This is a genomic window from Companilactobacillus hulinensis, assembly GCF_003946555.1.
Classification (GTDB): Bacteria; Bacillota; Bacilli; order Lactobacillales; family Lactobacillaceae; genus Companilactobacillus; species Companilactobacillus hulinensis.
The window spans coordinates 17,445-41,178 of record NZ_RHOO01000012.1 but is presented as its reverse complement, the minus strand read 5'-3'; the positions used below and the strand labels follow the sequence as shown (position 1 = coordinate 41,178).

At 35.6% G+C, this 23,734-nt stretch carries 23 protein-coding genes; 5 read left to right on the top strand and 18 right to left on the bottom strand.

Going from position 1 to position 23,734, the window contains the following annotated elements; translation table 11 throughout:
• Window positions 1-5 precede the first annotated feature (5 nt).
• The 6 genes from dtd to EKM66_RS12570 all read right to left on the bottom strand — a co-directional run bounded on the left by dtd (window position 6) and on the right by EKM66_RS12570 (window position 5,663).
• Window positions 6-443 (bottom strand): D-aminoacyl-tRNA deacylase, encoded by a 438-nt coding sequence (dtd, locus tag EKM66_RS07520; RefSeq protein WP_125763221.1) that lies wholly within the window; start codon window positions 441-443, stop codon window positions 6-8.
• Window position 444: 1 nt separating this feature from the next.
• On the bottom strand, window positions 445-2,676 hold the full coding sequence (locus EKM66_RS07515; RefSeq protein WP_125763219.1) for a RelA/SpoT family protein: 2,232 nt from the start codon (window positions 2,674-2,676) through the stop codon (window positions 445-447).
• A 443-nt stretch (window positions 2,677-3,119) separates the two neighbouring features.
• Window positions 3,120-3,869, bottom strand: a complete 750-nt coding sequence (locus EKM66_RS07505; protein WP_125763215.1) for an RsmE family RNA methyltransferase — start codon at window positions 3,867-3,869, stop codon at window positions 3,120-3,122.
• Window positions 3,850-4,767 carry a 50S ribosomal protein L11 methyltransferase gene (prmA, locus tag EKM66_RS07500; RefSeq protein WP_164505088.1) on the bottom strand — a complete coding sequence of 306 codons (918 nt, stop codon included), beginning with the start codon at window positions 4,765-4,767 and terminating at the stop codon, window positions 3,850-3,852. Before prmA ends, EKM66_RS07505 begins: the two co-directional genes overlap by 20 nt.
• A gap of 71 nt (window positions 4,768-4,838) precedes the next feature.
• A complete protein-coding gene (locus EKM66_RS07495; RefSeq protein ID WP_125763211.1) occupies window positions 4,839-5,243 on the bottom strand; it encodes a hypothetical protein in 405 nt (134 codons plus the stop codon).
• A gap of 246 nt (window positions 5,244-5,489) precedes the next feature.
• Window positions 5,490-5,663: a hypothetical protein gene (locus tag EKM66_RS12570; protein ID WP_164505087.1), complete on the bottom strand. Its 174-nt coding sequence runs from the start codon at window positions 5,661-5,663 to the stop codon at window positions 5,490-5,492.
• A 165-nt stretch (window positions 5,664-5,828) separates the two neighbouring features.
• On the opposite strand from EKM66_RS12570, the gene EKM66_RS07490 reads away from it, so the two are divergent.
• Window positions 5,829-6,338, top strand: coding sequence for an aminoacyl-tRNA deacylase (locus EKM66_RS07490; protein ID WP_125763209.1), 510 nt, complete (start codon window positions 5,829-5,831; stop codon window positions 6,336-6,338).
• 59 nt (window positions 6,339-6,397) lie between these two features.
• On the opposite strand, the gene EKM66_RS12865 is transcribed toward EKM66_RS07490, so the two are convergent.
• A complete protein-coding gene (locus tag EKM66_RS12865; RefSeq protein ID WP_263854129.1) occupies window positions 6,398-6,526 on the bottom strand; it encodes a hypothetical protein in 129 nt (42 codons plus the stop codon).
• Window positions 6,527-6,680: 154 nt separating this feature from the next.
• Between EKM66_RS12865 and EKM66_RS07485 the strand changes: the two genes are divergently transcribed.
• Window positions 6,681-6,863, top strand: coding sequence for a hypothetical protein (locus EKM66_RS07485; protein ID WP_125763207.1), 183 nt, complete (start codon window positions 6,681-6,683; stop codon window positions 6,861-6,863).
• A gap of 179 nt (window positions 6,864-7,042) precedes the next feature.
• Here the strand turns inward: EKM66_RS07485 and EKM66_RS07480 are convergent, their stop codons facing one another.
• Complete coding sequence (locus EKM66_RS07480) at window positions 7,043-7,759, bottom strand: hypothetical protein (protein ID WP_125763205.1); 717 nt, start codon at window positions 7,757-7,759, stop codon at window positions 7,043-7,045.
• Window positions 7,746-7,937 carry a hypothetical protein gene (locus EKM66_RS07475; protein WP_125763203.1) on the bottom strand — a complete coding sequence of 64 codons (192 nt, stop codon included), beginning with the start codon at window positions 7,935-7,937 and terminating at the stop codon, window positions 7,746-7,748. The genes EKM66_RS07480 and EKM66_RS07475 overlap by 14 nt, the downstream gene beginning before the upstream one ends.
• A 103-nt stretch (window positions 7,938-8,040) precedes the next feature.
• Between EKM66_RS07475 and EKM66_RS07470 the strand changes: the two genes are divergently transcribed.
• Window positions 8,041-9,270 carry a M20/M25/M40 family metallo-hydrolase gene (locus tag EKM66_RS07470; protein ID WP_125763201.1) on the top strand — a complete coding sequence of 410 codons (1,230 nt, stop codon included), beginning with the start codon at window positions 8,041-8,043 and terminating at the stop codon, window positions 9,268-9,270.
• Between the two features lie 138 nt (window positions 9,271-9,408).
• Window positions 9,409-10,404: an aldo/keto reductase gene (locus tag EKM66_RS07465; RefSeq protein WP_125763199.1), complete on the top strand. Its 996-nt coding sequence runs from the start codon at window positions 9,409-9,411 to the stop codon at window positions 10,402-10,404.
• Window positions 10,405-10,450: 46 nt separating this feature from the next.
• On the opposite strand, the gene EKM66_RS07460 is transcribed toward EKM66_RS07465, so the two are convergent.
• From EKM66_RS07460 to EKM66_RS07445, 4 genes are read right to left on the bottom strand one after another with little or no spacing between them, the layout of a single operon-like run.
• Window positions 10,451-11,290, bottom strand: a complete 840-nt coding sequence (locus EKM66_RS07460; RefSeq protein ID WP_164505086.1) for a glycerophosphodiester phosphodiesterase family protein — start codon at window positions 11,288-11,290, stop codon at window positions 10,451-10,453.
• Window positions 11,280-13,013 (bottom strand): ABC transporter permease, encoded by a 1,734-nt coding sequence (locus EKM66_RS07455; RefSeq protein ID WP_125763195.1) that lies wholly within the window; start codon window positions 13,011-13,013, stop codon window positions 11,280-11,282. Before EKM66_RS07455 ends, EKM66_RS07460 begins: the two co-directional genes overlap by 11 nt.
• Window positions 13,006-14,028, bottom strand: a complete 1,023-nt coding sequence (locus tag EKM66_RS07450) for an ABC transporter ATP-binding protein (RefSeq protein WP_125763193.1) — start codon at window positions 14,026-14,028, stop codon at window positions 13,006-13,008. The genes EKM66_RS07455 and EKM66_RS07450 overlap by 8 nt, the downstream gene beginning before the upstream one ends.
• Before the next feature lie 13 nt (window positions 14,029-14,041).
• Entirely contained in the window at window positions 14,042-15,106 is a 1,065-nt protein-coding gene (locus tag EKM66_RS07445; RefSeq protein WP_164505085.1) for an extracellular solute-binding protein, read from the bottom strand.
• A gap of 171 nt (window positions 15,107-15,277) precedes the next feature.
• Between EKM66_RS07445 and EKM66_RS07440 the strand changes: the two genes are divergently transcribed.
• Window positions 15,278-17,338 (top strand): extracellular solute-binding protein, encoded by a 2,061-nt coding sequence (locus tag EKM66_RS07440; protein ID WP_125763189.1) that lies wholly within the window; start codon window positions 15,278-15,280, stop codon window positions 17,336-17,338.
• Between the two features lie 135 nt (window positions 17,339-17,473).
• Here EKM66_RS07440 and EKM66_RS07435 read toward each other — a convergent pair whose 3' ends face one another.
• The 5 genes from EKM66_RS07435 to EKM66_RS07415 all read right to left on the bottom strand — a co-directional run bounded on the left by EKM66_RS07435 (window position 17,474) and on the right by EKM66_RS07415 (window position 23,074).
• Window positions 17,474-17,857 (bottom strand): VOC family protein, encoded by a 384-nt coding sequence (locus EKM66_RS07435; protein ID WP_125763187.1) that lies wholly within the window; start codon window positions 17,855-17,857, stop codon window positions 17,474-17,476.
• A gap of 8 nt (window positions 17,858-17,865) precedes the next feature.
• Complete coding sequence (locus EKM66_RS07430) at window positions 17,866-18,864, bottom strand: aldose epimerase family protein (RefSeq protein ID WP_125763185.1); 999 nt, start codon at window positions 18,862-18,864, stop codon at window positions 17,866-17,868.
• Between the two features lie 16 nt (window positions 18,865-18,880).
• A complete protein-coding gene (gene pgmB, locus EKM66_RS07425; protein ID WP_125763183.1) occupies window positions 18,881-19,552 on the bottom strand; it encodes a beta-phosphoglucomutase in 672 nt (223 codons plus the stop codon).
• Between the two features lie 138 nt (window positions 19,553-19,690).
• Entirely contained in the window at window positions 19,691-21,937 is a 2,247-nt protein-coding gene (locus EKM66_RS07420) for a glycoside hydrolase family 65 protein (RefSeq protein ID WP_125763181.1), read from the bottom strand.
• 33 nt (window positions 21,938-21,970) lie between these two features.
• Window positions 21,971-23,074 carry an ABC transporter ATP-binding protein gene (locus EKM66_RS07415; RefSeq protein ID WP_125763179.1) on the bottom strand — a complete coding sequence of 368 codons (1,104 nt, stop codon included), beginning with the start codon at window positions 23,072-23,074 and terminating at the stop codon, window positions 21,971-21,973.
• Window positions 23,075-23,734: the final 660 nt, after the last annotated feature.

Below are 23,734 nucleotides of genomic sequence, written 5' to 3'. Positions count from 1 at the left end.
ATATTTTATCGCTCCATTATTATCGTTACAGGACCATCATTAGTCAGCGCAACCTGCATATCAGCACCAAACTCACCTGTTTCTACGTGTAAATCATGATTCCTTAACTCATTATTAAATTGTTCATACTTCGACTTAGAGGTTTCAAAGTTACCAGCACCTGTAAAACTTGGGCGATTGCCCTTCTTCGTATCAGCGTACAGAGTAAACTGTGAAATTGACAAGATTTGCCCATCAATATCTTTGATAGATAAATTCATCTTGTCCTCTTCATCAGAGAAGACCCGCATATTAGCAATTTTTCGAGCCATATATTCAATTGTTTCATCGTTATCTTCATCCGCAAATGCTACCAACAAACAAAATCCTTGATCAATTTGACCAAGGATTTTGTTGTCTACACTAACTTTTGCTTCAGAGACACGTTGGATAACTACTTTCATTTTATTCAACCGTCCTTTTAATTTCGTAAACATCAGGAACATTCTTCAACTTCGAGATAATCTGATCCAAGTGTTCCTTATTATTGACCCCAACACTCACGTGAATAATCGCCATTTTTTCCTTATCAAGACGACCATTAACATTGATCAATGAATTAGTATTGGAATTGATAACTTGTAAGACTTCATTCAACAAACCATTTCTATTGAAGGCATAAATATCAAGTTCAGCCGTATAACGCTTCTCACGAGTAACATTGTTCCAACTAACTTCGATGAAACGCTTCTTAGCCTCTTCGCTCTGAACATTGGGACAATCAGCACGATGAATCGTTAATCCACGTCCTTTAGTAATATATCCAACGATATCATCACCAGGAATCGGATTACAGCACTTTGCCAAACGAATTAATAGATTATCAATTCCCTGAACTGAAATACTTGTATTAGCGTTTGTTTGTTCCTTTTTAAGCTGAGCACTCTCATTCGGCTTAGGAGCAGGTTTTTCATCAGTATTAGTGATGATTTTCTCCTCATTTTCCTTCTTCTCAGCTTCTTTTTTGTTATCTGGATCTTCACTCAATAATTTATGGATAACATTAATTGGAGATAGTTCCCCATAACCGACAGCGTTAAACAATTCTTCTGGATCAGTAAAATTAAATATCTTAATTGCGAGTTCCAGATGTTTCTTATCAAGATACTTTTTACTTGATAATGAACGATTCTTTAATTCTGTTTCTAACAACTCATGACCAATTCTAATATTCTCTTCACGGTCTTTAACTCTGAAGTAACGTTTGATCTTATTACGGGCTCTAGATGTATAAACCATCTGGACCCAGTCACGACTAGGTGTTGAATTGTCATTTGTTAGCATTTCGACAATATCACCATTCTTCAACTGATAATTCAATGGCACCATTCTACCGTTGACCTTTGCGCCAACTGAATGACTACCAACTTCAGTGTGAACTTGATATGCGAAGTCCAAAGGAATGGAACCCTTTGGCAACTCGCGGACTTCTCCTTGAGGTGTGAAGATATAAACTCTGTCATTAAAGATCTCACCCTTAACAGATTTCATAAAGTCAGCTGCATTATCAGAATTCTCCTGTAATTCTAGAATTTCACGGAAGACGTCGATCTTCTGTTCATTTTCATCCAGTTTAACACCTTCAAAATTACCTTCTTTGTATGCCCAGTGCGCAGCAACACCATATTCAGCAATCTCGTGCATCTTATGAGTTCTGATCTGTACTTCAAGTGGTTGACCACCAGGACCGATAATTGTTGTGTGCAATGATTGATAGCCGTTGGCCTTTGGTACCGCAATATAATCCTTGAAACGACCAGGAATTGGCTTCCACTTAGAGTGAATTGAACCAAGTACTGCATAACAATCCTTAACTGAATCCACGACGATTCGAATTGCTAACAGGTCATACAATTCAGAGAATTGTTTGTGTTTATCACGCATTTTCTTATAAATTGAGTAAATGTGCTTTGGACGACCATAAATGTCATATTTGATACCTAGAGCGTCAACACTTGTCTTAATATAATCAATGGCCTCAGTGATATATGCTTCACGTTGATCACGTTTACTATTCATCAAATGAACAATACGGTAGTACTGTTGAGGGTTTATATAATGAAGCGATAAATCTTCAAGTTCCCATTTGATCTTACTGATACCTAATCTATCAGCTAATGGTGCATAGATTTCCAGAGTTTCATTAGCGATACGACGTTGTTTATCTGGACGTAATGCTTTAAGTGTACGCATATTGTGCAATCTATCGGCCAATTTGACCATGATGACACGCAAGTCTTTGGCAGTAGCTAATAGCATCTTACGATGATTCTCTGCAAGTAATTCTTGATGAGAGTGATACTTGTACTTGCTGATCTTAGTAACACCATCAACGATAGTAGCCACTTGGTTGCCAAACAGTTCTTCTACGTCGCCAAGTGTAATATTGGTATCTTCTACAACATCATGCAAATATCCCGCTGCAACGGTATAAGGATCCATATGCAGAGATGCTAGAATCTGTGCAACTTGTGTAGGGTGAATGATATATGGTTCACCCGTGGCTCTCTTTTGTTCTTTGTGGACATACGCAGCAAAGTTATAAGCCTTATTTACGAATTCGACGTGCTCTTCATTCATGTATTCACGACAAATATCGAGAACTTGATCAGGAGTATAATCTTCATTCTTCTTCATTACCGTTCACCCCTTCGATTACATAAAAAGCACTCCAATTATATTGAGTGCTTTTCTTTACGTATTATTATGCTTTCTTTGGACTTAAAAAACAATCAATTTTCATTATCAAAAAGAAAATATAGCAAAATACTTAATACTAAGTAAATTCCTGATAGGAAATAGCCATAGCGTCCATACTTGACGAAAACACTGATGACAAATATTACTGGAAAAATTGCTAAATTAAAGAATGACAAATGATATTTCCTTGTAAACCAGCCAATGAAGCCGGCAAATATAACATTGATCACAAAAAATAGCCAAACGATTCGGTTAGTTCTACCTAGGTGAAACAACTTAAATAATATAGGCATAATAAAAACTAAAATAATAGATATTAGTGCAATATAAGTTGATTTGGATTTCTCAACTTTGTTCCAAAGATTCTTCATTTTCATTCCTCATTTTGAATTAAGTTCATAGTTATATGATAGCACTGATAGGAAGTACATTGGAGCAGTTTCGGCACGCATTATTCTCGGACCCAATCCAATAGAAATAAAACCATCATTCTGAAGATTGGATATTTCATCTGGGGCAATTCCGCCTTCTGGACCGAACACACAAATAACTGACTTGTGTGGTTTGTTTAATGATTGTGCCAGAATACTGTTTTCTCCCTCTTTAGCGGACTCTTCATATGCTATTAATTTCAAATCCTCAGTCGACTTGTTTAATTCACTAATATCTTTTAAATAAACAACTTCAGGTATGATACGGCGCTTTGACTGTTGTGCTGCATTCTTGGCGATTTCTTGCAAACGAGCCATTTTCTTCTCGACAACATTGGCTTTCCAATGCATTATCGAATATTTGGAATTGAAAAAGATAATCTTCTTAGCTCCCAATTCGGTTGACTTTTGAGTAATCCACTCGACTTTATCTTTTTTAGATAACGAACAAGCAACGGTAACATCGACCGGCATTTCAGTAGATGGCTTATTACTAATAGATGTATCAAATTGGATAGACTTATTGTCCACATCAATTTTACTAATAGTAGATTCAAACAATTCGCTATTCTCATCTACCAAATAAATAACATCCCCAACCTTGTGACGTAGTACCGTCGCAATATGTTTGTATATTTCTTTGTCAGTGACTACAAACGGTCCCTGTTTAATTGATTCATTAACGAAGTATTGCTCCATCTTGTTCCTCGATATCTTTTGTTCTCTTGCAAATCATTGTTGACCAACCTTTCAAATGAAGAACTTCAATAGCTGAGAAGCCATGTTCATTCATTTGATCAGTGATCAGCTTTTCCTTTTCATTAATAATACCAGATAAAATAACAAATCCCTTACTATTTAAATGAGATTCAATGTCTGGAATAAATTGTTGAATAACATCAGCTAGAATATTGGCCACAATAACATCAACTTTTCCATCAACACCGTCCAGAAGTGAATTCTCAAAAACTTCAATATCTTCACAGCCAGGATTCAACTTAATATTCTCTTTGGCGGCCTCTACAGCCTCAGGCGCTAGATCAAAAGCTTGGATATTCTTAACTCCAAGTTGACGAGCTTGAATAGAGAGAATCCCTGAACCAGTTCCAACATCGTATAGAGATTCCGCATTACCCAGAATCATTTCTAGTGCTTGCATGCAAGAAAATGTTGTGGGATGTGTCCCCGTTCCAAAAGACTTACCTGGATCCATAACAATAAGGTGCTCATCTTTATTCTCAGGTTGATAATCGACCCAGTTTGGAACGACTGTTAGATAGTGACTAATGTGTACAGGGTGATAATATTGTTTCCATTCGTTTTCCCATGAACTCTCATCGACTGAACTCTCCTGAATCTCAACACCATCAACATTAAAACCATAGTTTGACAAGTCATCGATTTCTTTGCGCAACTCAGTTACCAACTCTGGTCGATAACTGTCCTCATCAAAATAAGAATTGATCTTAGTTTTAACATCATTGTTATCATCGTCAATTATCTCGGTACCTTGCGCACCGATTTTCATAAAAGTATCAGAAATAATCTCTTCATTTAAGGTACTTGGAATCAGTACACTAATTTTTTTCCAAATCATAATTTGCCTCCATCTCATTAACCTTAAGATTACTAGAAAATGGCCATAAAAAAAAGACGTTTCTCGCGTCTTTACCCAATATATGATTGAACTTCGTTCATAAAGTTTGCTTCACGGTCTCGAATTACCGCACGTGCTTGTGCAACTTGTGGCTTATTAACCACATTTTGCTCGTAGTCTAAATAATTCAAAGCATCGATCAAAGCGACAAAATAGTTATTCAAACTGTCGTAAAACTTTGTATTCTCCAAATGATACTTTGAAACATAAGAGTTACCTAGCTTAATAAAACGTTTGATATTGTACACATAGTTATCTGCCAGACGAGAATATGTTTCATAAGTCAGAGCCTCACCTCTTTCAATCAGGTTCATCGTTTTGAAATATTCAACGAAGACATCTCTATATGTTAAAAATCTTTCTACAAAAACATTTGTTTCCAATACGTGAGTTCTCTCTGCATTCATGAAATTCATAAAATCCTCCACCTCTATTTCTTTTTTTATAATATATCATAAATTATTAATTATGCAAAGCATAATTTTATTCTTATACTATCATAAGAAAATATAAGTTTAATTATGAAATAATCGAAATAACGGCAAAGTCAGATAATTTGCTCTATTTAATGGCAAAAAAATAGGAACAGTAATCCAAAATCAGATCACTGTTCCCATTTGCCTTAATACTCAAAAGTTAAACGTATTTTGCCACGTTCTACTTTATTTATTATCAGTCTTTTTAATACCAGTTGCTTGCTGTCTCAAAGATTCATTATTTTTAAATAGCTTTTGCGCTTCTGATAGTTTTTCTGGGCTTTTTTTTATTTCTTGAGAAATCTTGCTGAAGTCATTATCAGCCGGATCAACCTCATGCTTGTGTCTAAAAAAACTCATGGTCATCGCTCCTTCATTTACAACGGTAACTATTATATAACAAGTCATAAAAATAATAACTTATTTATTTTCGATAATACAAATTATTTGGCAGAACAGCTCACTTTAAAAAATATATTAGTTTGTTATTATAGAAGATATACGAAGAGTTAGTTAGGTGGAATTATGAGTAAGAAAAAAAATAAAGTACAAAAAACATTAGTAGAAAAGATTCTCGATAAACAAAAAGTGGCGTATGAACCAATGACCTTCCCAACAAAAGCTGAGGGTGACACGCAAGAGCTTGTAAATGATGGCAGCGAGAAAGACGGCTATAAGATTTATAAGACCTTAGTTTTAACAGGAAATAAAACTGGCCCTATCGTTGGCATGTTGCCACTAGATAAACATATTAGCTACAAAATGCTAGCTAAACTTTCTGGTAATAAAAAAGTCGGCATGGTTCCATTAAAAGATTTGGTTAAAACAAGTGGATTTGAACACGGTGCAAACAGCCCTGTAGGTATTCGCTCACTACACAACTACCCTATTTACTTTGATACCGAAGCTGACGAAGCCGAAAAAATAATTGTTTCAGCTGGTAAAATTGGTCAATCACTGCTGGTTGAACCTCACGACTTAGCTAAATCAGTTAATGCTACATTTGGTACCTTTGCGGTCGATGAACCTGAGTAAAATATAATTTGATATTCCAAAAAGGGACCGAAGCAATTAAGCTTCGATCCCTTTATTTATTAAGCAGCTAGTTTAAGATTTGCAATAGCTTTTTCAATGGTTGTACCGTTACCAAAGCGATTGCTATTATTAATATCAACTGCTGTGAATAATTGATTATCTAAATCTAATAGAATTCTATATCTCATATTATTCACGCCTCCTTTTTGTTCCATCTCAAGAGGTAGCGATAGGTGCTACTATACTAGGGTGATTCACTATAGTCAAGTTTTTTCTCAGATTCTTGACAATTATCATTATAAGTAAGATTATATAGACACAAATTAACAAAGGAGAATTTAATTGACCGAAACACTTTTAAATATTTTAAAATGGGTTGTAATTATTGCAGTCGCCGGATTCTTACTGATTCATTTGGTTGTTCCAATGATCATAATTCTAGCAATTGCCGGCGTAGTATATTATCTATACCGTAGACACAAGGCAAATCAATATACAGCTGAGGGTCGCAAAAAAGTGAATTAAAAAATCGTAGCAAAACATGTTCAACTTTTGAGCATTAAGACAAGTAGAGAATCTGTGACATAACATAGCTTTCTCCGTTTAAATCAAACAAGACTAGCAATCCAAAATCGGATTACTAGTCTTGTTTATTTTAATGCCCAAAAGTTGACAATATTTTGTCACATTCTATTTTTTTATAACTAATTATTACCTTCAACATAAGGTACGCCTGCCTGGTCAGCAGCAAGGCGATGCAATCCTTCATCAATTGCATCCTCAGCATTACTAATATATACATTAATGAAGTTAATAACATCCCCATCAATCTCATCTTCCATATCCAATTGAGCAATCATTGGATTGATCATAGCAATATAAGATTCTGAATCATCTGAAGAATAATTACCTGTTCCCATGAAATAGAATTGACCTATGCTCATGAATATTTCTAATAGATCAAACTTGTAGTCACTATCAGGATCACCGTATTCGATCCATGGGTAACGGTCAGCTAATTTATTGAGAATTTCGATCAAGTCTAGGAATGAATCATATGCGTTAACATGTGCTTTCTTGTACTCATCAAATTCATCTTTAACAGCATCCTCATCATTTGTTGATTGGAACAAAATAGCTTGTTCCAACACAATGGCACTAATACCCTTCTTGGTAATTGGGCCATCAAACTTAGCGAATTCATAACTCAAATCATATAGAATTTGTGTGCAATCAAATGAAATATCTTTGTATGAAGCCAATTCGGCTTTATCATCAAAGTCATCAACCAAATTCAATTCTGTATTTACAGCAACCTCAATTTTTCCAACCCATTCATTAACTGCACCATATGTATTGGCGAAGTTCATTGAATTAGTCATTAGGTAATCTTCGAAAGTCATATTCTTATTGTCGTCCATTTGTTTTCTCCTTAGGATTCTTTTTGTCCGATGTAAACGAGATAACTACTAGCAATAAACCTGCTCCAGTGGCTGACCAAAGGTAATTAGTAGTAAACCAGCTGAAGATAAAACCCAATAGAGCAACGATCAACAGAAAGATACCTAAATATCTGTCGATTTTCATCAATAAATTCAAATTTTCTTCCTCTTTTGTTACCGTATTTCAAATAAAATAATACTATAATGGTACTATTGAACTAACTAGTATTATACATAAAATACGGGTGGAGGACTAGAAAATGGAAAAATCCGAAAGATTACAAATTTTAGATGAGCTTATTAAATTTAATACAGTAAATGGCAACGAAGAGGTAGTTGCCAACTACTTGAAAGATTTGTTTGAAAAACATGGTATTCAGACAGAATTAGTAAAATACGATAAAGGTCGTTATAACTTAATTGCTACAGTAAAGAACACTGATAGTCCCTTCTTAGGCTTTACTGGACATGAAGACGTCGTTGCCCCTGTTGATGAGAGCAAATGGAATTATAATGCCGCATTCAATCCAAAACATATCGATGGTAAAATCTTTGGTCGTGGAACATCTGACATGAAAGGCGGTCTAGCTGGTATGGCTATCGCCTTGATTGAATTGAATGAAGACGATTCATTTAAAGGAAATATTAAATTCATCGCTACAGTCGGTGAAGAAATTGGAGAATTTGGTGCTAAACAATTATCAGATGCTGGTTACGCTGATGACTTGAAGGCACTAATAGTTGGTGAACCAAGTAACTCTACTTCGAAACTAGTTACTGATAAACTTGCCGGCAGTGGTTTAATTAGAATTACCCAACCAAACCCAACAGTTTACGGTCGCCACTCAGTATTCTGTGCTCACAAAGGTTCAGTAACTTATAAAGTTATTTCCCATGGTAAGGCAGCACACAGTTCAATGCCCGAGGTCGGAATCAACGCCCTCGATAACTTGATTACCTACTATAATAAGCAAAAAGAATACTTCGGTAAATTACAGGATGCTGATGACGATGTTCTTGGTAAGACTAAACCATCAGTTACTGTATTCAAGTCCGGTGACCAAGAGAACACTATTCCAGACTATGCAGAGATGACCGTCAAAATTAGAACGATCCCTGAATACAACAATGATCAAATTATTGCTGAACTAAAGGACCTTATTAAGACAATCAACGACGCAGATCCAAGAATGAATCTTGAATTTGATCTCGAAAGTAGCAATTGGCCAGTTAAAACTGATTTGAATTCTAAATTCTTACAAATGGCACGTGACGCTTATAAAGAAGTTTGGACACAAGATGCTCTTGCTGTCGGCGCACCAGGTGGTACAGATGCTTCTCAATTCGTTGAAGCCAACCACGACCTTGAGGTAATTGTTGCTGGTCCTGGTAATGAAAGTGCTCACCAAATCAACGAATTTGTCTTTGAAGATGATTACTTGAAATTTATTGAAATCTACAAGTTAATTGCTCAAAAGTACTTCGCATAATCGTTTATTACTGAATAGTGTATTGAGGATTCATCATCTTCAGTACACTGTTTTTGTTTTCCGTAAAAATCGATATCTTGAGTAACCATTTACATTAGCATACTATTAAAGAGTATAAATAATTTGGAGGTCGATAAAATGTATTCTGCATCTGATAATCGTTACACAAATAAATCTGTCCGTCATGCTGGAAACACCGGATTAATGTTACCACCTATTTCACTAGGTCTATGGCGTCATTTCGGTAGTGCTGATCCATTAAGTGACCGTCGTGATGTAATCCTACATGCATTCGATAAGGGTGTCTTTCACTTCGATGTAGCTAATCACTATGGCAACGGCAAAAGTGGTTTTGGTAGTTCAGAGGAATTATTAGGACAAATCTTAAAAAATGATTTGAAACCATATAGAGATGAACTAGTTATTTCAACCAAAGTTGGTTATGAGATTCATGATGGTCCTTATGGTATCGGAACATCTAGAAAGTCACTTCTTCAAGGTATCAATGATTCTCTTGAAAGATTGAATCTTGATTACGTTGATGTTTACTACGCTCATAGATATGACGATAAGACACCCATTGAAGAAACAGTCCGTGCTCTTGACGATATTGTTCGTTCAGGAAAAGCTCTATATGTCGGTGTATCCAACTATGAAGTTCCAGAAATGAAACAAGCAATCGCCATGTTCAAAAAACTAGGTACCCCATTTGTCTTGGACCAAATGAGCATGAATATGTTAAACAATCATGTTGAAAATAGCGGTTTGAGTAATTTGCTCAAAGATAACGGTGCCGGAGCAATTGCCTACGGACCACTCTGTGAGGGATTATTATCAGACCGTTACCTAGATGGAATCACAGATAACTTCCGTATTCACCCAACCAATGCTAATTTATTAGATGACGGCAAAGAAGCACTGGTAGCCAAACTTAATAAATTGAATGACATTGCCAAGAATCGTGATCAAACACTTAGCCAAATGTCACTTGCTTGGCTTCTACGTGACCCAGTGGTTGCCAGTGTAATCATTGGTACTACTAATAATGATCACTTGGATGAAAATCTAAAAGCTTTGGATAATTTAACATTCTCAACTGATGAAGTTGAACAAATCAGTCAATTGATCAAATAAAAAATGAACTATATATCTGAATTAATTCAGTATATAGTTCATTTTTTTATTTCTTCAGATTATTACGATATTCATTCAAAATATCTGGCCAATCTGTTTGAATAGCGTTGATTCCCAGATTCAAGACTGCATCCCAACTTCGATCAAAGCCTTTTAGCAGTGCTAGATTATCATCTAAACCGCCAAACAAATCAGTTTTATCGTTCAACTTAATACTATTACACAAGAACATGTAATCGCCGTTTCGATACTTGTCAAACTCAGCAGCTCTCACAAATTCAAAATCATCTTCAGGTTCAATTATTTCAAATCCTACAATATTTAAGTTTGGATAATCCGCAATGATTTTTAGTTCTTCCAAACTTGCGATAATTGGGAAATACAAATACTGTACATGATGATTATTCAATTTTTCAAGATACTCTCGCTTAACCGGCGATTTCAGAACAAAATACTCGTGCATATCAATATACTTATCTAATTCTGGTAAAAATGTATCCCAATAGTTCCAAGATCTATCAATATTTAAGAAAATATCATGGTCGATATGGTTATATAAATAATCAAACGTCTCAATCTGCTTAGTTATTTTCTCACCTAATGAATTTCTGAACCTTTTTTCTTCAATCTCTTCAGTCGACAATGTATTAATATTACTTGTTTCACCTAATAGCCTTTTTTCTCCACCATCATGGAAAACAAAGAAGTCTCCATCCGTTGACATAGAAATATCAATTTCGACAATATCAGCATGCTGAAGGGTTGAGACTTTAACAGCATCACTAGTATTCTCAATAATATTTCCACCATGTGATCCACGGTGAACCAGAATAGAAAAGGCATTATCATGCAACTTTTGCTTAAACTTCCTATTGTTAACTTTCATTTTTTGTCTTCCTACCATTAAATAGATTCTTGATCGTATTCTTACCGTCTGCATAGACGAAGAAAAATACTAGTGAATTGATTGCCATTAATAGAACAGAGTAAACAAAGTTCAGGGCAATTCCTTCAATTCCTGACTCAGAACTAGAATTACTTCTAATAACTACCCCGACTGGCTTAGCAATTGGATTATATAGGAAAACCGATAAATCATAATCACTTAATTTACCATTAAAATTAATCGCCAACATAGCCAATACTGTCGGTAGAATAATTGGTAAGACAATCTTGATATAAGAATACAATGGCTTAGCACCTAATATCTTAGCTGCATCCTCCAATGACTGATCAACTCCATAATATGACGCCTTAAGGAATCTAAATGTCTTCGGCATCAGAACCACAACATAAGCAATCAGCATGATTACTAACGATCCAGTCAATACGTTGTTAAATACTATTGCATGGGGATGCGAGTATGTCATAACAAGTCCTAAAGCAAACATCAAACCTGGGAATACCCAAGGTATGTGAATCAGCATTTCTAAAATAGTTGAAAATCGGTTGCGATATTTGAAGATGAATCTGGCAATCACCATCATCATTAAAACAACTATTATAGAAGCTGCTGTTGCATAAAATACACTTGTTACAAATGGTCGATAAGCTGTATCACTTGTCAAAATCAATTGATAGTTCTCTAAACTAAAACTTTTCAGAGTAATATGTCTAGAGGAAATGGTCTGATAGTCAGTGAAAGAGAACAGCAATACAACTATCAACGGAATCGCATTTATAAAAGCAAATAGATAAGCTGTCAAATGTGATAACAGATTCAGAGGCTTGCTATGAATGTGCACACGCTTGATTGTTGTCTTAACTTTCGAAATAGAAAGGAAATTACCCTTGCGCTCATTTCTTTGAATTATATACAGCAAGACTAACTGCATCAAACCTAAGAAGAACGACAATACTGCTGCTAGTGTTCGTGACGATGGTCGCTGAGTAAAGGTCAAGATCAACGGACTAATAGTCTCAAAGTCCCTACCACCAATCATCAGCGGTGCAGCCATAGCCATCAAACCAGTTTGGAATAGCAGGATTGTACAAGTTAAGAAAATTGGTTTCAAAGTTGGAAAGACCACTTTAAAAAGAATTTTAAAATCAGATGATCCCAGACCACGTGCTGCTTCAATTGTTTGATAATCAATATTAGTAAAAGCATTTCTAAAAAAGATCATATATGTCGATGTACAAGCAAATGACATTAAGAACAGCACCGCTCCGTATCCTCTGAACCATGCAGGGTTCATATGTGGAAATATCGTCAGCAACGAAGTTGTAATGAAACCTCTTGAACCATAAGTAAACATATATCCGTTAGCAAGCATAACTCCACCAAATACTAATGGAATCATGTATGCAACTTTTAGGAGCTTTCTACCTTTAATATCAAAATACTCAAGAAACAATACTTCAAGGATTCCAATTATTGTTGTTGTCACAGGAAGTGTTACAGCTAATAAGAATGAATTCTTAATACCTCGAACGGCACGTTGTGAGCTAACGATTGCCTGTAATCGCTCAGTCGAAACTCCATCAGCAGAAAAGAAAACTGATTTGATGATTGAAAAGTTTGGAACCACCACAAATGCCAGGATAAACCATAGAAATGCAGCTACAAATAGAAACATCCCCAAATTAAATCGTTTTAATCTAATCATGAGATTTAACCTCGTCTGAATAGTTTAAAATATCATCCAAATTTACAAATACGGAAACCTCATCGCCAACTTCTAATCCATCTGTATTACTTTCACTCTGGAAGGATTGGAATTCTACACCATTTACCTCAATCTTATAATAAGCATACATACCATAGAATTCCTTCGAAACAATCTTGCCACTGATCAAGCCACGTTTTTCTTTCGACAAATAAATCTTTTCAGGACGAATATAAAACTTATTTGAACTTTCGAAACGTTTGGAATTCAGACCGATTGTCTCAAGATCCTCTTCTGAGAAGTAATTAGCATCACCAATAAATTTACAAACAAATTCAGTTTGAGAATGATTGTATATCTCGTCAGGTGTTCCAATTTGATCCAACTTACCTTGATTGAAGACAGCAATTCTGTCAGATAGCATCAATGCCTCTTCTTGATCATGGGTAACATAGACCATTGTAATATCGTATTTCTTTTGGAAATCACGAATATCCTTACGCAATGACTTTCTAAGTTTGGCATCCAGATTCGACAAAGGTTCGTCCATAACTAGAATCTTAGGTTTCTTGGCCAATGCACGAGCAATCGCAACACGTTGCTGCTGTCCACCAGACATATTTGACACATTCTTAGCAAGTTGCTCATCTGTCAAATCAACCATTTTGGCTAATTCAGCAACACGTTCTTGGATATATTCTTTAGGTTGTTTCTCAACCTTCAATCCAAAAGCAATATTCTCATACGCTGACATGCTTGGGAATAGCGCATAACTTTGGAACACCATACCAACTTGTCGTTCGTGAACAGGAACATCAGTTATGTCCTTATCATCGATCGTAATGACACCTCGACTCGTCTTTAAGAATCCTGCTAGAGCACGTAAAGTAGTTGTTTTACCACAACCTGATGGTCCTAATAATGTAAAGAACTCTCCTTCTTTAACATCAAAGGTTAAATCTGGAATGGCAACGAAGTCATTATATTTAATTTGGATATTCTTAAACGTAATCATCGAGTTATTGCTCCTATTTCAAAATATTCAATTCAATATTTTCAACCCATTTGGCTGTGTGGTCATTTACAAAACTATAATCAATCTTTTGAGGTGTTGTTTCTTTCATAACTTCTTTAACACGTGAGTTAATTGATGATTGTGCATCTTTATTAACTGGAGCTGTTCCGAATTTCTTAGCCCATTTACCTTGGAATTCTGAAGTTCCTAACCAGTCAACGAATTTCTTAGAACTTTCACTAACATGCTTCTTCTTCAAAATACCAACTTGTTCAACTGTTTGTGGTACACCGTATGGAGGATTTACTACACCTAACTTAACTCCTAGTTTTTGTTCTACAACTGGAATGTTACTTAAGAATGTGTATGAGTAATCAACATCTCCATTAGCTAATGCCGCAACTTCTGTTTGTCCTTCAGAAAGAATTGCACCATTCTTGAAGAACTTATCTAAATTATCCCAACTCTTAGCTGAAATATCTAATTTGCCACTCTTATCTTGGAAGTTCATAAGTTGTGTGTATACGACGGCATTGGATGTTGCTCCACCCAAGTTAGTTGGTACAATATACTTACCCTTTAAATCACTGTTTGTATAAAGGTCTTTCCAATCTTTAATAGCTTTGTTTTTCTTGATCTTGTCAGAGTTATAAATCATAAATACTCGTTGTTCTGACAATGGTGAGAATTTTGAATCTTTATCAATCAAGTTCTTATCAACTTTATCGATCCACTTAGGAGAATATGCTGAAAGCATGCCCTTCTTTTTAAGTGTTGCGAACATCATTTGATTCATACCAAAAGTTACATCGGCAACTGGTGCATCCTTTTCAGCAATCAAACGATTGAACAAATCGTTCCCACCTAAATCTACAACTTCAAGTTTGAAGCCTTTTTTCTTAGCTTCTTCCTTTAAGAAATCTCCACGTCCATTACTTACTGAGTTAGAGTAAACAACGATCTTCTCGTTTTTGGATGTGTCCTTACTTGCACTTTCGCCGGTCTTCTTTACCCCACAACCAGCTAAAATACTAAAAAATAGTGCAGAAACAAAGAATATTTTAAAAATGTTCTTCACAGTCTGTTCTCCCTTATAATGATTCAATATTTTTTCATCAAAAATTGAAACGTTTCAATTTTTGATGATATAATCATTATATGGAAATTCTCGCAGTCTTCAACAACTTTATTGTAAAGATTGTGTAAAGATTTCGATAAGCCTATCACACTAACCTTTCGGGAGGTCAATATGAGTAACGCTACTATCAGTGATATTGCAAAAAAAGCTCAGGTCAGCATCGGAACTGTTTCAAATGTTTTGAATAAAAAAGGTAATGTCAGAATTGAAACAATTAGAAAAGTTGAAGAAACGGCTAAACAACTTAACTACGTTCGCAATACAAATGCCCTATCCATTCGTCAAAAAGATTCAACAATTATTGCACTAGTGATGCCTCGATTAAATGAGCAAACTAGCGCATTATATTCGAATGTCTACCATGAATTGATTCTTAAAAACTTAACTTTGAAATTATATGAAACTAATTCAAATGTACAAGAGGAACGTGAGTGTTACAGACAGATCAATCAACAAAACTGTCGTGGAATATTCGTAATTAATCCAATTGCTTCTATAAAGGACTTAAAGTCTTGGATCGACGATCCCAGTAATTTGATAGTCCTAGCACCTCAATCTCAAACATTAAAAATTGATCTCTCACAAATAACAAAAAAAATAGACGGCAGAAAAACTGTCGTCGTTAAAGATGAATTATCATTTGGCTTTTATAAATATTTCGAAAACTTAAAGTGTATTTCAAATAACATGCGTACCATTTATCAGGAACTAGAATCTGTAAACAATGAATTTATCATTGTCTTCAATGATAAATTGGCTAACCGAATTGAAACTATGCTAGAAACTTCGCACAATACCACAACCAAGATAATTCTATTGACTTCACGAAACATCGTTTCATTCCAAGATAATCAAAATAAAACAATCTTCCATTATTCAGCAAATAAAATTGCTTTGGAATTCGTTAAGTTGCTTGGCCAAGAAGAATCTAACACAATAAATATTTACCAAATCGATTATGAACTGTTCCCCACTCAAGACTCAAAATCTGAATTAAATTTGCTCATGCTTGAAACACCATTTTCAAAAATACTAAGCGGACTACTGGCAGACTTCACTAATAAATATCAAGTCAAAATTAATATTTTTACTAAAGACTTCGATACAATGCGAGAAATACTAGCTGATAATAATTTAGAAAAGTATGACCTTATCCGGTTAGATATAAGTGATTTCAATTGGTATGGAAGACAAATATTCCAACCACTAGACCAATTTACCGAACTTGATCCAATAATTTCAAAAATGAGCAACTGGAAAAAATATATTTATATCAATAAAATCCCATACTCAATTCCACTGGATCCAAGTGTTCAGATGATGCTGTACCAAAAAGGTATCTTTAACAATGCTATCTTGCAAAAGCAATTTGCAGAAAAATTCGGTAAAGAGCTGTTGCCTCCATCAACATATCAAGAGTTGATTAATTTTGCCGAATTCATGGATGAATTAGACTTACCCGAGAAAGACAATTATTACCCAATTTCTCTGATCGACAGCACAAGTACCTTAATTGCATCAGAGTTCTTACCATATTACTATTCACTTGGCGGAAAAATAAAATATAATACTGGAATCTTTAGCTTCAATTCTGATGTATTCATCAAAACTTACAATATGTACCAATCATTGAGAACTCAAAGTAAAATCGAATCCAAATCATGGTGGGATTCCGAAACTGATGCCTTCAATAACAGGCAAACAGCGTTAGTAGTCGGATTCACCAATCACTTAAATAACATCGACCAGGTAAGTTATGGCATTGCACCTATTCCGGGAAACATTCCGGCACTGGGTGGTGGAGTAATTGGCATCAATAAGAATTCCACTCATACAGACGCTGCAATTTTATTCTTGCAATGGCTATACCAATATCAAATCCAACATGAAATTGCATTAATGGGTGGAGATGTTCCTGCGACTGATCTGTTCTTCGAACGCGAAATTTACGAACAATTTCCATTCCTTTCAAGTTCAATTGATCTCTACAATACTGGAATCAGGAAAACTAAAGTAAGTTCAGATAATCCTATCAATACACTATTATTTGAAAAATTGCTTGGGGAACAAATTCATAATGGAATAGTAAGCAATCTTGATGCAACCAGTGTGTTGGTCAACATCAATAATAGTTTGATTCAAAACTCTACTAATTTGGTTCGTGTAAATTAAAAGTACTCTCAATCAGCAAGGCATTCTCTTCCATTTATAAAACAAAGGAGTCATATCTCACTTGGATATTCCAATTCAAGTAAAATATGGCTCTCTTTTTATTCAACAAATATTATCAATTCTGGAGACGGAAACTCAAACCGTCAACTCAATCTGATTACCCTCAGGATCACAAACAACACTCTCGTAATAACCATCACCAGTAGTTCTAGGACCACTCAGATGACGATAACCATCAGCTTCAATACGAGCCGACAACGCATCAACAGCATCTTTAGAACCAAGTGACATTGCAAGGTGCATATATCCTAATGGAAATCCGTCTAGCTTCTTTAGATTCAAGTCTTCTCTTGTGCATACTTCCAATCTGGCTCCATCAGGAAATGTTAGAAATCTTGATGAAAAAGTTGAAACTGGATTATGATATTTTTCTGAAGATTCTGCTTCAAAATATGTTTCATAGAATTTAACAGTTTTCTCTAAATCTTTTACAAATAGTCCTACGTGTTCAATTTTCATACACAAGCCTACAACTTTCTATAGTGATATTTGTTAATGAATGTTGTCTTTTGATTCTTTCTCAAGATAATATTACCAAAGTCACTATGATTAATGGCATCTGGCAAGGTTTGAAGCTCCATTGCCAAACTGCTGTATTCATGTTGCTCTTCTTTATCAGCATGTACTGGATCAGCTGTAAAAATAACCAAGGCATTAAGGTCTGAATACAAATCAACTGCTCTACCGTCGGCTTGAATAGTTGCGGCCTTACCACCGTTTGTTACATAAATATCATCAAATTCTACTTTGCCATTTTGATTGTTCAAAGTCTTAAGTGCTTCACCCAATCCTTCAGGCTCTCTGAAATCATAAGCACCATTAACTTCTAACATCTTCCCAGTTGGTACTTTTTCATCATCAACATCCAAGATTTGGTCAGCGTTGATTTGAACTTCTTGTGAATCAACAGATTCAGAATCAGTAACGTTGAAGTATACGTGGCAAGTTGGATTGAAAATGGTATCTTCATCACTTACTGCATCATATTTGATTGTTACTTCATCATCATCATTCAATGAGTAAGTAATCATAAGATCAATATTCCCAGGAAAATCATCATCAGCTGATTTAATGATCAACGACATACATACGGCATTATTCTTCTCATCAATAGTGCCCTTGTAATTCTTAGTTTGAATACCATTGTTACCACCATGTAAAAGATGTGTTTGCTCATTTGGTGTCATTTGAACTTTCTTACCGTTCAACATGAAACTGGCACCACCAATACGTCCAGCCACACGACCAACGTTCTTACCAATATTATAAGTTTCTTTTACATAATCATCTAATGTATCTAAATGTTCTATCAAAGAATGATACTCGCCATTCTCCAATACCTCAAAGTTCTGCCAAGCAGCTGCATAAGTCAACAATGTTATACGAGTTTTGTTCTTGTTCTCAATAACATATTGATATGCGTCCTCTCCATTAACTTGTCCTACTTTTTTCTCTGTTACTGACATATCCTCACGCTCCAAATTATCCCAAGGCTTGCTTGATATTTTCTAATGTTAATTTTGATGTATCTGTAAAGTTGATGTCAGCTTCATGTAATAGTTCTGGATCACCAATACCAATTGATGTTTCCCCTGCACCATTGATAGATTTGATTCCGGCTGTTGCATCTTCAATACCGATACATTCTTCTGGTTTCAATCCGAGAATTTCAGCACCACGAGCAAAAATCTCTGGATCTGGTTTACCATGTTTCAAAGTAGCTGGATCAACACGATTCTCAAAGTATTTGGCTAATCCCAATTGCTCCAATACCAAAGGTGAATTCTTTGATGCAGAAGCAAGTGAAAGTTTGTAATCATGTTCTTCTAGATCCTTCATGAAATCAGCAATACCAGGTAGAATTGCACTAGCATCCATCCCCTTTAACAGGTTTAGATAGTTAGTGTTCTTTTCTGCTGCATACTTTTCTTTCTCATCTTCAGTATAAGCGTTTTCTTTGCCGCCGGCTTTCAAAATTAGATTCAATGAATCCATACGGCTAACACCTTTAAGATTGTTAGCCAATTCATCTGTCCATGTTACTCCAAGTTCTTCAGCTAATTGACGCCATGCTTTTGAATGATATACCGATGTATCAGCGATAACACCGTCTAAATCGAATACGAAACCTTTGATCTGTTCAAAATTAACCATAATATAATACTCTCCTTTTAAAATAATTAATGGAAGCGCTTGTCATATATTTAATGAAAATTTAAGCGCTTACTACTGTCTTAAATAAAAGAGCCGAGACTAATACAGTCCCAGCCCTCAATTAATTTTAGTTTGTATCTATTTCAGTGCAACAGGCTTATCGTCAACTTTAATTTCAAGTGGATCACCTGAGATTAATTTGATATCTGAACCATTTCTATCAACACTTACTTCGATAACTCGGCCTCTGAAGACTTGTCTAAATGAATAACTGTCCCATTTCTTTGGCAAGAATGGCTTATAGCTAAGTGTTCCGTCAGCATGCACCCTCATTCCAGCGAAACCTTGAACCATAGCGATCCAGCCACCAGTCATTGAAGTAATATGCAAACCGTCAGCGGTATCATTATTATAGTTATCTAAGTCCAGTCTAGCTGTTCTCTCATATAATTCAACTGCTTTTTCATCGTAGTGAAGATCCGCAGCCAATACAGCGTGAATTGCAGGTGAAAGACTTGACTCGTGAACTGTCATTGGTTCATAGAAGTCAAAGTTTGATTTCTTCTCTTCTTCTGTGAAGTCATCGATGAAATCATAGATTCCTTGTAGAACATCACCTTGCTTAATGTATGGTGAGCGTAGGATCTTGTCCCATGACCAATGTTGATTGATTGGTAATTGATCTGCAGGGATTGCACTAACTGGTTCGAGATCCTTGTCCAAGAATCCATCATGCTGTACAAAGATGTTAAGATCTTTGTCATATGGTAAGTACATTTTGTCTACAATATCTTGCCACTTAGCACGTTCTTTTGCAGTAACATTTAACTTCTTAGCTTGTTCATCGGTTACTTCTGAAAGGATCTCAAGTGTGTACTTCAATGTCCATTGAGCTAATAAGTTAGTATCCCAGTTATTATCAACGTTATTCTCATATTCATCTGGTCCAGTTACACCATGAATCATATATTGATCATTGCGCTTACTGAAGTGAACACGGTCAGCCCAGAAACGACTGATTTCTGTAAGCATCTTGCTACCTTCATTAAGAACAAATGACTTATCACCTGTGTATCTTGTGTAGTTATAGATGGCAAAGGCAATATCACCATTACGGTGAATTTCTTCAAAGGTGATTTCCCATTCGTTATGGCATTCAATACCATTGAATGTAACCATTGGATATAAGGCACCTTTTAGTCCTTGTTGTTGAGCATTGATATAAGCACCATCAAGTTGTTTGTATCTGTACATCAATAAGTTACGTGTAACTTCTGGCTTAGTAATTCCCAAATATACAGGTACACAGAATGCTTCCGTATCCCAATAAGTAGCCCCACCGTATTTTTCACCAGTGAATCCTTTTGGACCGATATTCAAGCGAGCATCTTCACCATAATATGTTGTGAATAATCCGAATAGATTGAAGCGCATACCTTGTTGAGATTCTGGATCACCATCAATTTTAACATCTGATTGATTCCAACGTTCTGCCCAAATATTTTCATGAGCAGTTAATAATTCATCATATGATTGTGAAGAAACTTCTTTTGATAAACTGTGCATTGCATCAGATAATTCTTGAACCGTATCGTAGTCTCTTGATGTTACAACGATAACACGCTTTTCAAGAATTGCTGTTTCGTCTGGTTCAAGTGAAATAGCAAATGTTTCACTTGTTTCCTTACCATCAACGACTTCTTTATCGACACTTTCCATGACTGTGACGTGATTCATTTCCATACCAGAAGTGAATCTTGGTGTACCGAAGTTATTTGGCTTTGTTTCAGCAACAATGCTATCTTCGTCAATATTCAATACTTCCCAGAAGTGCTCATCGTAGTTCGCATCTTCATTTTTAACATTTGAGTCAAGTGATGAAATAGCTTTTACGTCGACGTTTTTATCAGACAAGTTCTTGAAACTTACCTTTTGAACTGATAATTCTTTTTGAGCAACACTCAAGAATCTTTCAAAAGTAAATTCTACTTTCGCATCACCTTTAGTTACAACAAATGATCTAGTTAAAACTGCATCTTTCATATTCAAATCAAGTTTGAAGTCAGAAATTTCATCCTTGTACAAATCAAGTTTCTCACCATTGATCAAGAAATTGATTTTAATGAAGTTGACTGCATTGATAACTTTACCAAAATACTTAGGATAACCATTCTTCCACCAGCCAACACGAGTCTTGTCTGGGTACCAAACACCAGCTAAATATGAACCTGGTAGGCTATCTCCTGAATAATCTTCTTCAAAATTGCCACGCATCCCCATGTAACCATTACCAATGCTTGTCATGCTTTCTTGAAGGCGTTTATTAGTTTTGTCTAACTCATGTGTAACAACATTCCATGGGTCAACTTCAAATATCCTCTTCATTTAAAATGTTCCTCCTATGAACACATACTTTAATTAAATAATTGTTTCGCCTGTCTCATTATCGAAGTAGTGAGCCTTTGTCATTTCAAGTGCCATTTCGATATCTGTACCTGGCTCATGGTGATCACGTGAATTAACTTTGGCAATAAACTCTGAATTTCCAACTTGTGAATAAAGCATTGATTCAGCACCAAGTAATTCTGAAACCTTAACTCTAGCTGTAATTTTATCGTCTGCGAATGTTTGTAGCGCAATTTGTTCAGCGTGAATATCTTCTGGACGAATACCAAATGTTAATTTCTTACCATCATATCCCTTAGCTTTCAAGGCCTTTAAGTGACCTTCTGGAACTACTAGAGATAGATCGTTGCCATCTACAATTCTGTCTCCTTCCAAAGTAACATCGAAGAAGTTTGTAGCTGGTGATCCGATGAATCCAGCAACGAACTTGTTAGCTGGTTGATTATATAATTCCTTAGGTGTACCAACTTGTTGAATCTTACCATCGTTCATGATAACGATTCTGTCGGCCATAGTCATAGCTTCAACTTGATCATGGGTAACATAAATGAAGTTACGTCCTAGTCTTTGGTGCAATTGAGCGATTTCTGTACGCATTTGAACTCTCAACTTAGCATCCAAGTTTGATAATGGTTCATCAAGCAAGAACAAGTTAGCGTCACGAACAATGGCACGTCCTAAGGCAACACGCTGTCTTTGACCACCTGAAAGAGCACTTGGCTTACGTGCCAAAAAGTCAGTCAATCCAAGAATCTTTGCAGCATTATCAACACGTTTCTTAGTATCTTCCTTATCATGCTTACGAATATTCAATCCAAATGCCATGTTATCGTAAACTGACATATGTGGATACAAAGCATAGTTCTGGAAAACCATGGCGATATCACGATCTCTAGGTGCAACATCATTCATGACCTTGCCATCAATTTTGAAGTCACCCTCAGTAATATCCTCAAGTCCGGCAATCATACGAAGTGTAGTTGATTTACCACATCCAGATGGGCCAACGAAAACGATGAATTCTCCATCTTTAATATCCAAGTTGAAATCAGTAACTGAGTAATCTTTGTTTCCAGGATAACGTTTAGAAATATGTTCCAAATTTATAATTGACATTTTAAGTACTCCTTTTATTTTTCAGCTCAAGGTCAAATTCAACGGCCTAATAATCGAACAAAATAATTAATTGGCAGCTAATATTAATTTAGTTCCCCCAACCCCAAAACGATTATTGCTAAATAATTTTTAAGTATTAGTTTCTTACTACGCTTTTTATTATTATGCAAATCATCACCCGTTGCAATCGCTTTCATCATGTTACCGATAACAACTTTCATAACTGGTCTAAATGTTTAGTAATTTTATTTATACGTTAAGTTTGTCGTCTCCAGGTCTGATAATACTTGCTCACTATGCGGACCGATCCGAGCCTTAAATTCGGTCTCGTGTCTCGGTTCAGGGCCTTACCAAAAATCGGTAAGGCTCTGAACTCGACCGGTTGCGTGAGAGCAAGCTCTAACGCAACTTTCATAGCGAACAAATATTATCAGCCCTTACGACTAGTTTTGTTTTTCATATAAAAAAGGGAGTTGTACCTCGTTTGGCTGTAGAAATGCCAGACTGAGGTACAACTCCTTTATATATATTAACTAAAAACTCAAATTAACCATGGTTGCTGTGCAATTTTCAAAACTCTAAATCACATCCATCAGTTAAATCGCTAATCAATACCGAATAGTCGGAAGGACTTAAAATAATCTCCAGCTATGACAGTGG

Bases quoted from the DNA above. Each gene is read 5' to 3' on its own strand.
- EKM66_RS07430 (WP_125763185.1), bottom strand. From the start codon at position 18,864: ATGTCAGTAACAGAGAAAAAAGTAGGACAAGTTAATGGAGAGGACGCA.
- EKM66_RS12570 (WP_164505087.1), bottom strand. From the start codon at position 5,663: ATGAGTTTTTTTAGACACAAGCATGAGGTTGATCCGGCTGATAATGAC.
- EKM66_RS07435 (WP_125763187.1), bottom strand. From the start codon at position 17,857: ATGAAAATTGAACACGTAGGACTATTTGTAAAAGATTTAGAGAAAACT.
- EKM66_RS07460 (WP_164505086.1), bottom strand. From the start codon at position 11,290: ATGAAAGTTAACAATAGGAAGTTTAAGCAAAAGTTGCATGATAATGCC.
- dtd (WP_125763221.1), bottom strand. From the start codon at position 443: ATGAAAGTAGTTATCCAACGTGTCTCTGAAGCAAAAGTTAGTGTAGAC.
- EKM66_RS07440 (WP_125763189.1), top strand. From the start codon at position 15,278: ATGAGTAACGCTACTATCAGTGATATTGCAAAAAAAGCTCAGGTCAGC.
- EKM66_RS07455 (WP_125763195.1), bottom strand. From the start codon at position 13,013: ATGATTAGATTAAAACGATTTAATTTGGGGATGTTTCTATTTGTAGCT.
- EKM66_RS07465 (WP_125763199.1), top strand. From the start codon at position 9,409: ATGTATTCTGCATCTGATAATCGTTACACAAATAAATCTGTCCGTCAT.
- EKM66_RS07470 (WP_125763201.1), top strand. From the start codon at position 8,041: ATGGAAAAATCCGAAAGATTACAAATTTTAGATGAGCTTATTAAATTT.
- EKM66_RS07480 (WP_125763205.1), bottom strand. From the start codon at position 7,759: ATGGACGACAATAAGAATATGACTTTCGAAGATTACCTAATGACTAAT.
- EKM66_RS07415 (WP_125763179.1), bottom strand. From the start codon at position 23,074: ATGTCAATTATAAATTTGGAACATATTTCTAAACGTTATCCTGGAAAC.
- EKM66_RS07420 (WP_125763181.1), bottom strand. From the start codon at position 21,937: ATGAAGAGGATATTTGAAGTTGACCCATGGAATGTTGTTACACATGAG.
- prmA (WP_164505088.1), bottom strand. From the start codon at position 4,767: ATGATTTGGAAAAAAATTAGTGTACTGATTCCAAGTACCTTAAATGAA.
- EKM66_RS07450 (WP_125763193.1), bottom strand. From the start codon at position 14,028: ATGATTACGTTTAAGAATATCCAAATTAAATATAATGACTTCGTTGCC.
- pgmB (WP_125763183.1), bottom strand. From the start codon at position 19,552: ATGGTTAATTTTGAACAGATCAAAGGTTTCGTATTCGATTTAGACGGT.
- EKM66_RS07505 (WP_125763215.1), bottom strand. From the start codon at position 3,869: ATGGAGCAATACTTCGTTAATGAATCAATTAAACAGGGACCGTTTGTA.
- EKM66_RS07515 (WP_125763219.1), bottom strand. From the start codon at position 2,676: ATGAAGAAGAATGAAGATTATACTCCTGATCAAGTTCTCGATATTTGT.
- EKM66_RS12865 (WP_263854129.1), bottom strand. From the start codon at position 6,526: ATGAGATATAGAATTCTATTAGATTTAGATAATCAATTATTCACAGCA.
- EKM66_RS07495 (WP_125763211.1), bottom strand. From the start codon at position 5,243: ATGAATTTCATGAATGCAGAGAGAACTCACGTATTGGAAACAAATGTT.
- EKM66_RS07490 (WP_125763209.1), top strand. From the start codon at position 5,829: ATGAGTAAGAAAAAAAATAAAGTACAAAAAACATTAGTAGAAAAGATT.